Source organism: Streptomyces sp. NPDC006430, from assembly GCF_040612395.1.
Lineage (GTDB): Bacteria > Actinomycetota > Actinomycetes > Streptomycetales > Streptomycetaceae > Streptomyces.
This window is the reverse complement of the sequence record NZ_JBEXQA010000015.1, coordinates 153318-160451: the sequence shown is the minus strand read 5'-3', so window position 1 is coordinate 160451 and position 7134 is coordinate 153318. Positions and strand designations below refer to the sequence as shown.

6 protein-coding genes and 1 pseudogene are annotated in these 7134 nt (G+C 68.4%); 1 reads left to right on the top strand and 6 read right to left on the bottom strand.

Annotated elements, in window-relative coordinates; all coding sequences use genetic code 11:
- Positions 1–191: pseudogene (locus ABZZ20_RS22345) on the bottom strand (cytochrome P450); the annotation flags it as partial.
- A 183-nt stretch (positions 192–374) separates the two neighbouring features.
- On the opposite strand from ABZZ20_RS22345, the gene ABZZ20_RS22340 reads away from it, so the two are divergent.
- Positions 375–1049 carry a helix-turn-helix domain-containing protein gene (locus ABZZ20_RS22340; RefSeq protein WP_356872125.1) on the top strand — a complete coding sequence of 225 codons (675 nt, stop codon included), beginning with the start codon at positions 375–377 and terminating at the stop codon, positions 1047–1049.
- A gap of 257 nt (positions 1050–1306) precedes the next feature.
- Here the strand turns inward: ABZZ20_RS22340 and ugpC are convergent, their stop codons facing one another.
- The 5 genes from ugpC to ABZZ20_RS22315 all read right to left on the bottom strand — a co-directional run bounded on the left by ugpC (position 1307) and on the right by ABZZ20_RS22315 (position 7131).
- Positions 1307–2494, bottom strand: a complete 1188-nt coding sequence (gene ugpC, locus ABZZ20_RS22335) for a sn-glycerol-3-phosphate ABC transporter ATP-binding protein UgpC (protein ID WP_356872123.1) — start codon at positions 2492–2494, stop codon at positions 1307–1309.
- Between the two features lie 90 nt (positions 2495–2584).
- Positions 2585–3418 carry a carbohydrate ABC transporter permease gene (locus tag ABZZ20_RS22330; protein ID WP_356872121.1) on the bottom strand — a complete coding sequence of 278 codons (834 nt, stop codon included), beginning with the start codon at positions 3416–3418 and terminating at the stop codon, positions 2585–2587.
- Positions 3418–4377, bottom strand: a complete 960-nt coding sequence (locus ABZZ20_RS22325; RefSeq protein ID WP_356872119.1) for a sugar ABC transporter permease — start codon at positions 4375–4377, stop codon at positions 3418–3420. The genes ABZZ20_RS22330 and ABZZ20_RS22325 overlap by 1 nt, the downstream gene beginning before the upstream one ends.
- Before the next feature lie 70 nt (positions 4378–4447).
- A complete protein-coding gene (locus ABZZ20_RS22320) occupies positions 4448–5656 on the bottom strand; it encodes an ABC transporter substrate-binding protein (protein WP_356872117.1) in 1209 nt (402 codons plus the stop codon).
- Between the two features lie 227 nt (positions 5657–5883).
- Positions 5884–7131, bottom strand: coding sequence for a glycosyltransferase (locus ABZZ20_RS22315; RefSeq protein ID WP_356872115.1), 1248 nt, complete (start codon positions 7129–7131; stop codon positions 5884–5886).
- Positions 7132–7134: the final 3 nt, after the last annotated feature.

Below are 7134 nucleotides of genomic sequence, written 5' to 3'. Positions count from 1 at the left end.
CGCGGGTCGGCCAGGACCGACCTGACCAGGTCGTATCCGGTGATCATCCAGCCGGGTTTCCCGCCGGGGTGGGTGTAGCGGCTGATGGGGCCGTGCCTGCGTGCGTCGATCAGCTCTGCCGGCGGGTCGAAGGGACAGCCGGACTGACGCGCCGTCGGCAGCGTCGTGACAGTGTGGAGGGATTCGCCCATGACTATTCCTCACCTCGCGATAGTGCGCGTTTGATGCATCTCGAAAGCTACGTTGCATTCAGAGTGACTGCAATCCACTGAAAGGCATAAGCGCAGGTAGATGGCATCAAATTGATGCAATGACGCTGAACTCGAACGCAATGGAGCGTTGCATTGAGTAGCGGTGAAGGCAATACTGACGGCATGCCCGGAGGACGGTTGACCCAGCAGGAACGCCAGCGCATCGCGGCCGGGCTCGCCGACCGGCTCCCCTACGCCGAGATCGCCAGGCGGCTCGACCGGCCGACCTCGACGATCAGCCGGGAGGTCGCCCGCAACGGCGGCCCCGGCGGCTACCGACCACAAGACGCGCACCAGGCGACGGTCCAGCGGGCGCGGCGTGGCACACCCTCACCCCCGAGCGCGGCCGGAGCGCCGGGCGGCGCGATGGAAGAGGAGATCATCGAGCTGGCCGTCAGGTCGGGGCTACCGAGGATGACGGCGCGCGTGCACGTCGACCTGTTGTTGTCCGAGGACGGCAGGCGCACCGCGGCCGAGCTGACCCGCAGGCTGGAGGTCAGCCCGGCCTCCGTCTCCGTGGCCGTGAACTTCCTGGTCCAGCAGGGATACGTCCGGCGCGAACGCGATCCGCAGCGGCGCCGCGACGTCTACGTGGTCGACGACGACGCGTGGTACCACTCGATCGTGATCAGCTCACGCCAGACGCTCGAGTCGGCGCAGGCCGCGACGGCAGCGGCGCAGACGTACGGGCTGGACAGCCCCGTGGGGCAGAGGCTGGCGAAGGTGGGCGCGTTCCTGGAACAGGTCAGCCTGGACCTGAGGGAGTCGGCCGACCGATGCCGCGACCTCCTGGCGTGATGGGTCCCCGCGGAACCCTCTGGGCAGCCGGCGGCCCAGATCCTGCCCATCATCACCGTCCCCACACGTCCTCGCAGCCGGCACCGACCCGGACGCCCGGGGGGGCACCGGCCCCGAGGCGGCCGTATGCACACGATGCCGGACGCAACTCGGTCGCCACCTGACGCGGTCGAGCGGGTTGGTCCCCGAGTGGTTCCCGAGCCGCCTCCTGAGTCGCCGGGGACACGGATGCGGATCGCGCCCTGTGTGGTGCGTCATCAGTCCGCCCTCACCGGATGCGTAAGGTTCGCTCCTGTCGCCGGGTCGAACACGTGGGCCTTGGCCATGTCGACCTGCAGCTCTACGGGTTCGCCCTCGCGGGCACGCGTGGCGGCGTCCAGGCGAGCCACGATCTGACGGGTGTCGGCGCCGGTGTCGCGCAGGCCCGAGTCCTTGGCGAGTTCCTCCAGTTCGGTGGTCGTCGCGGGCCCGCCCTCCGCGGTGAAGTAGACATACACGTCGGAGCCCAGCGACTCCAGTACCTCCACTGTGGTGGTGAAGACCGGGCCCGTCCGGTCCCGGTCGTGTGACAGGGCGACGTCCTCGAATGCCTCCGGCCGTAGCCCTACGATGACCTCGCGGGGCGCGTTCTGCCTTTCCAGCGCCTGCCTCGTGCGGTCGTCGAGGGGTAGGTCACCCAGGGGCGAGCGCAGGGCACCGCCCTCCAAGGTGGCGTTCAGGAAGTTCATCGCCGGGGAGCCGATGAAGCCCGCGACGAAGATGTTGCGCGGCAGGTCGTACAGCTCGGCGGGTGTGCCGATCTGCTGGACCAGACCCTGCCTCATGACCACGACGCGGTCGCCGAGCGTCATCGCCTCGGTCTGGTCGTGGGTGACGTACACGGTGGTCGTGCCGAGGCGCCGCTGCAGCCGGGAGATCTGGGTGCGCATCTGTACCCGGAGTTTGGCGTCCAGGTTGGACAACGGCTCGTCCATCAAGAACGCTTTGGGGTCACGGACGATCGCCCGCCCCATGGCCACCCGCTGGCGCTGACCGCCCGAGAGGTTGGCGGGCTTGCGGTCCAGGTGCTCGGTGAGGTCGAGGATCCGGGCGGCTTCCGTCACCTTGGCGTTGATGGTGTCCTTGTCCACCTTTGCCAGGCGCAGCGGGAAGCCCATGTTCTCCCGGACGTTCATGTGCGGGTACAGGGCATAGCTCTGGAACACCATGGCGACGTCGCGTTCCTTGGGAGCCAGGTCGTTGACGACTCGGTCTCCGATGCGCAGGGTGCCCTCGGTGATGTCCTCAAGTCCGGCGATCATGTTCAGGGTGGTGGACTTGCCGCATCCCGACGGACCGACCAGGATCACGAACTCGCCGTCGGCGATCTCAAGGTCCACGTCCTTCACGGCGAGGGCCCCGTCGGGAAAGCGCTTGGTGACTCCCTCAAGGATGATCTCGGCCATGGATGGTGCCTCCTTGCCCTCGTGCCTTCCGGGTCCGAGCACTGCGGTCGGCGTCTCGGACCGGTGGCCTGTCTGCCGCGGTCGGCCCGTTCACCCCTTGACTGCCCCGGAGGTCAGTCCGGCGACGATCCGTCGCTGGAAGAACAGGACGAAAACGATGATCGGGATGGTGATCACCACAGCGGCGGCGGCGATCGACCCCGTGGGCTGCTGGAACTGGGAGCTCCCGGTGAAGAACGCGATCGCGGCAGGCACGGTGCGCGCGGACTCGGTGGACGTCAGTGAGATCGCGAACAGGAAGTCGTTCCAGCAGAAGATGAACACGAGAATGGCCGTGGTGAACACGCCCGGCGCGGCCAGCGGCACGATGACCATCCGGAAAGCCTGCGCGGGTGTCGCCCCGTCGACCTTGGCGGCCTTCTCCAGATCCCAGGGGATCTCCCGGAAGAACGCCGACAGGGTGTAGATCGCCAGCGGCAGGGAGAAGGTCATGTACGGGATGATCAGCCCGATCCAGGTGTCGAAGATCCCGATGATCCGCTCGATGTTGAACAGCGGTGACACCAGGGAGATCGGCGGGAACATGGCGATCAGCAGTGACATGCCGATGAGTACGCGCTTGCCGGGGAAGCGCAGCCGGGCCACCGCGTAGGCGGCCATGGTGCCCAGTGCCACCGCGATCACCGTGGCGATCAGGGCGATACCGATCGAATTGATCAGTGCGCGGGTGAACTCGGAGGTCTCGAAGATGCCCCGGTAGTTCTCCAGGGTCCAGTCCCTGGGGATGTAGTCGCCGTCCGTGAGGGTGCTGGGGTCCTTGAACGACAGCGCGGCGATCCACCACACCGGGAACAGGGCGTACAGCACCACCACCACGTTCAGGACACCCCATCGGGCGGCATGCGTCCTTCCTGCCGCGGCCATCAGCGCTTCACCTCCGCGCCGGGTGCGGCCGTGCCGAACAGTTTGACGAAGGTGAAGGCGATGATCCCGACGCAGATGAAGATCAGGACCGAGATCGCCGACCCGATGCCCAGGTTCAACGCGGTGAACAGGTTGTCGTACCCGAGGATGGACAGAGAGCCGGTCCCGTGGGCGCCCGCGGTCAGGACGTAGATGTTGTCGAAGATCCGGAACGCGTCGAGCGTGCGGAAGAGCAGTGCCACCAGGATGGCCGGTTTCATCAACGGCAGCATGATCTTGGTGAAGCGCTGCCAGGCTGTGGCACCGTCCACCATGCCCGCCTTCAAGGTCTCCTCGGGGACCAGCGCGAGGCCCGCGAGCAGCAGCAGGGCCATGAACGGCGTCGTCTTCCACACCTCGGCGAGGATGATCAGCCAGAGGGCCGGCCACTGCTCGGTCAGCGGGGCCTCCCCGCTGGGCAACAGTGCGGCGAGGTATCCGAGCTCCGGGGTCCAGGCGTACTGCCAGGAGAAGGCGGCGACGACGGTGACGATCCCGTACGGAATGAGGACCGACGTGCGGACGACGCCGCGCCAGAAGATCGTACGATGCATCACCAGGGCGAGCCCCATTCCGAGGACCAGTTCGATCGTCACGGACACGGCGGTGATGAACAGCGTGACCCAGAAGGCGTCCCACCAGAACGGGGAGGACAGCACCGCCCCGTAGTTGCTCAGGCCCACGAACTCCGCTCGTCCGGGAAAGCGCAGGTCGTACCGCTGGAGAGACAGATAGACGGCGTACCCGATGGGGTAGGCGGTCACGGCGATCATGACGACGACCGCGGGCGCGCAGAGCAGCCAGCCGAGCCGCCGCTCCTGCCTGGCGCCCGCTGAGAGCGCCGCCCGGCCGGGTGCCGCTTGCTCCGTCTCCGCCTCGGGGAGCGGCGGGGTTCCGGCCGGTCGCGCCCACGTGCTCATCTCGGGCCGTCCGAGGACGAGGCCCGCGCCCTGCGGCGCCGGTTGATGCAGTGGTGCGGGAGAAAGTGGTTCACGGGATCACACCCTCGGATCGCAGGGCATCGTCGATCTGCTCCCTGATGGTGTCGACGGAGCTCTCCGGTTTGATCCCGGCCGGCGGAGACAGCGTGTGGGAGACCGCGACCGACACGTTCTGGTAGGCGGGAGTGAGCGGGCGCACGCTCGCCGACTCCAGGGCGGCCAGCACCGCCTCGGAGAAGGGGTACTCCTTCATGAACGCGGGCTCGTCGTACAGGGCGCGCAGGGTGGGCGGCAGACCGCCGTCGAGCGCGGCGGTGAGTTGGTTCTCCCGGTTGCGCAGGCACAGCGCCGCCTCGAAGGCCAGGTCGGGGTGGCGCGAGTAGGCGCTCACAGCCAGATCGATACCGCCGATGGTCGGCCGTGCCGGACGGTTCGCGTCGACCCGGGGGTACGGCGCCCAGCGGAAGTTCTTGAACAGCTCGGCGTTGTTCGCCTTCATCGACGGATAGACGAACGGGTAGTTGAGCTCGAACGCCGCCGTCCCCGACTCCATGGCGAGGCGGTTCTGGTCCTCCATCTGGTTGGGCAGGGAGGGGTCCGCGGCCGGGGACGTCGCCAGATCACGCATGATCCCCGCGGCCCGTACGGCAGGAGGACCGAGGGAAGGCCCGGTCGCGCTCGCGTTGAGGATGGAGCCGCCCGCACTGTTGATCAGCGTGTTGAACCAGACCGTCAGGCCCTCGTATTGGGCGCCCTGGATCTCCACGAAGTGCGGTTTGCCCTGCCGGGCGAGGGCGCCGGCCATGTCCAGCATCTCGGCCCAGGTCTTGGGTGGGGTGGGCACCAGGTCCTCGCGATACCACAGGAGCTGGGTGTTGGTGTTGTACGGGACGGCGTACAGCTTGCCTTTCCAGGTCGAGGTCTGCAGCGGTACCCGCAGGGTGCCCTCGACTGCCTGCTGCTTCGCCGCCCCCGTCCATTCCCGGATCCAGCGCGCCTCGGCGAACTCCGCCGCCCAGGTGACGTCCAGGCCCAGGATGTCGAGCGAGTCGTCCTCGGCGGCGAGTCTGCGTACGAGCTGCTGGCGCTGGCCGTCCGCGGCCCGCGGAAGCTTGTTGTAGCTGATCCTGTAGCGGCCTCCCGACGCCTGGCTGCACCGGTCGGCCGCCTTCTGGAGCGCACCGGAGTCGTCGGGGAAGTTGTACCAGTTGAGGGTGGGTCTGCCGGAGCCCTCGTCACCGCCGCAAGCGGCGAGCACCGACGCAAGCAATGACAGTACGGCGAACGCCCGCAGCCAGCGCGGCCCTCCGGGAGGTCCCTTCTGACCCGGAACCGGCTGGCAGCCGCACCTCGCGTGCACGCGCTCCACACCTCGATTCCGGACGGTGGCACGGACCTCGGACCTCGCAGCGTTTCCCTCGCGGCTCCCACAAGTGGCTCCGGGCCCGGCAACGGAAGCGTTCGACGACGGCTTGATCACCGTGATCACCCGGATCCGACCCCGTATTGGTCCAGGACCTGACAGGCCCGGGCGGTGCCGTCCTCCGCTTCCAGGGCCCGGCCGAGCCGGCGTGCGGCCTCGGCGTAGGAGGCCTGCTGGGTGAGGGCCTGCAGGCGTTGGGCGAGGGCCGCAACGGTGAGCTCGCGGACCGGCAGGGGCGCGGGCCCCGCGCCGAGCTGGTGCACCCGTGCGGCCCAGTAGGGCTGGTCCCCGAAGAACGGGCAGATCAGGGATGGTCTACCGGCGCGCAGCGCCGAGGCCGTCGTGCCTGCCCCGCCGTGGTGGACTACAGCGGCCATCCGGGGAAACAACCAGTCGTGGGGGGTGTCGCCGACCACGAGGATGTCGTCCTCGCTGGCGGCGGGGTTGCCTGGCAACACTCCGCGCAGGTTCGCCCGACGCAGTGCCGTCCGTACGAGGTCCTCGGTCGCCTTGGGGTCGCCGGTCCTCATGCTGCCGAATCCGACGTAGACGGGCGGGGGGCCGTCGGCCAGGAAGGCAAGCAGTCGCCGTGAGGGTTTCCACAGCGGCTGGTCGTGCTGCCAGAAGCCGGTGACGTGGACGTTCGGTCCCCAGTCGGACGGCCGCGGTACGACCGTGGGGCTGAACGCACACAGCACGGGGGCTTGGCGAACCTGCCGGAAGGGGGCCGACAGGGAGAGCGCCGGGAGGCCGAGGCTCTCCCGGCGCCATGTGTTGACGAACCGCCGGAACACCATCCACGACCCGAGGTCGACCGCACCGTAACTGAGCCGGTTGCCCACGCCCCCCAGCAGCCGGGCGGCCGGTGCGAACGGGTGCGGAAAGGCCTTCGTGGGCTGGCTCGGCTGGAAGTGAATGACGGCGTGCGGGACGTGGAGGTACTGGCTCAGGTGAACGCCGAGGAAGCTGAAGGTTGGTGCCAGAACCAGATCGGCTCCCTTCGCACCGGCCTGCGTCTCCTCCAGCATCGGCATCATGTAGGGCCGCAGGACCCGGTCCATACGGCGGATGAACGCCACCGGGTTCCGTCGTCCGGCGAGGAGTTCCTGCCCCTCGGCGGACTCGATGATCTCCGTGGGGTCAACCGGAAGGGGATGGAGGTCCAGGCCCGCCTCGGCGATCAGACGCCGATAGCGGACGCTGGCCAGGATCCTTACCGTGTCGCCCCGACGGAGCAGTGCTCGCCCCAGGGCCAGGCAAGGCTGGACATCGCCGCGGGATCCCGCCGCGAAGATCACCACTGTACGCATGAA

What these genes read in the sequence shown, in the direction of transcription:
- ABZZ20_RS22315 (WP_356872115.1), bottom strand. Translation starts at nt 7,131, where the DNA reads ATGCGTACAGTGGTGATCTTCGCGGCGGGATCCCGCGGCGATGTCCAG.
- ABZZ20_RS22325 (WP_356872119.1), bottom strand. Translation starts at nt 4,377, where the DNA reads ATGAGCACGTGGGCGCGACCGGCCGGAACCCCGCCGCTCCCCGAGGCG.
- ugpC (WP_356872123.1), bottom strand. Translation starts at nt 2,494, where the DNA reads ATGGCCGAGATCATCCTTGAGGGAGTCACCAAGCGCTTTCCCGACGGG.
- ABZZ20_RS22340 (WP_356872125.1), top strand. Translation starts at nt 375, where the DNA reads ATGCCCGGAGGACGGTTGACCCAGCAGGAACGCCAGCGCATCGCGGCC.
- ABZZ20_RS22330 (WP_356872121.1), bottom strand. Translation starts at nt 3,418, where the DNA reads ATGGCCGCGGCAGGAAGGACGCATGCCGCCCGATGGGGTGTCCTGAAC.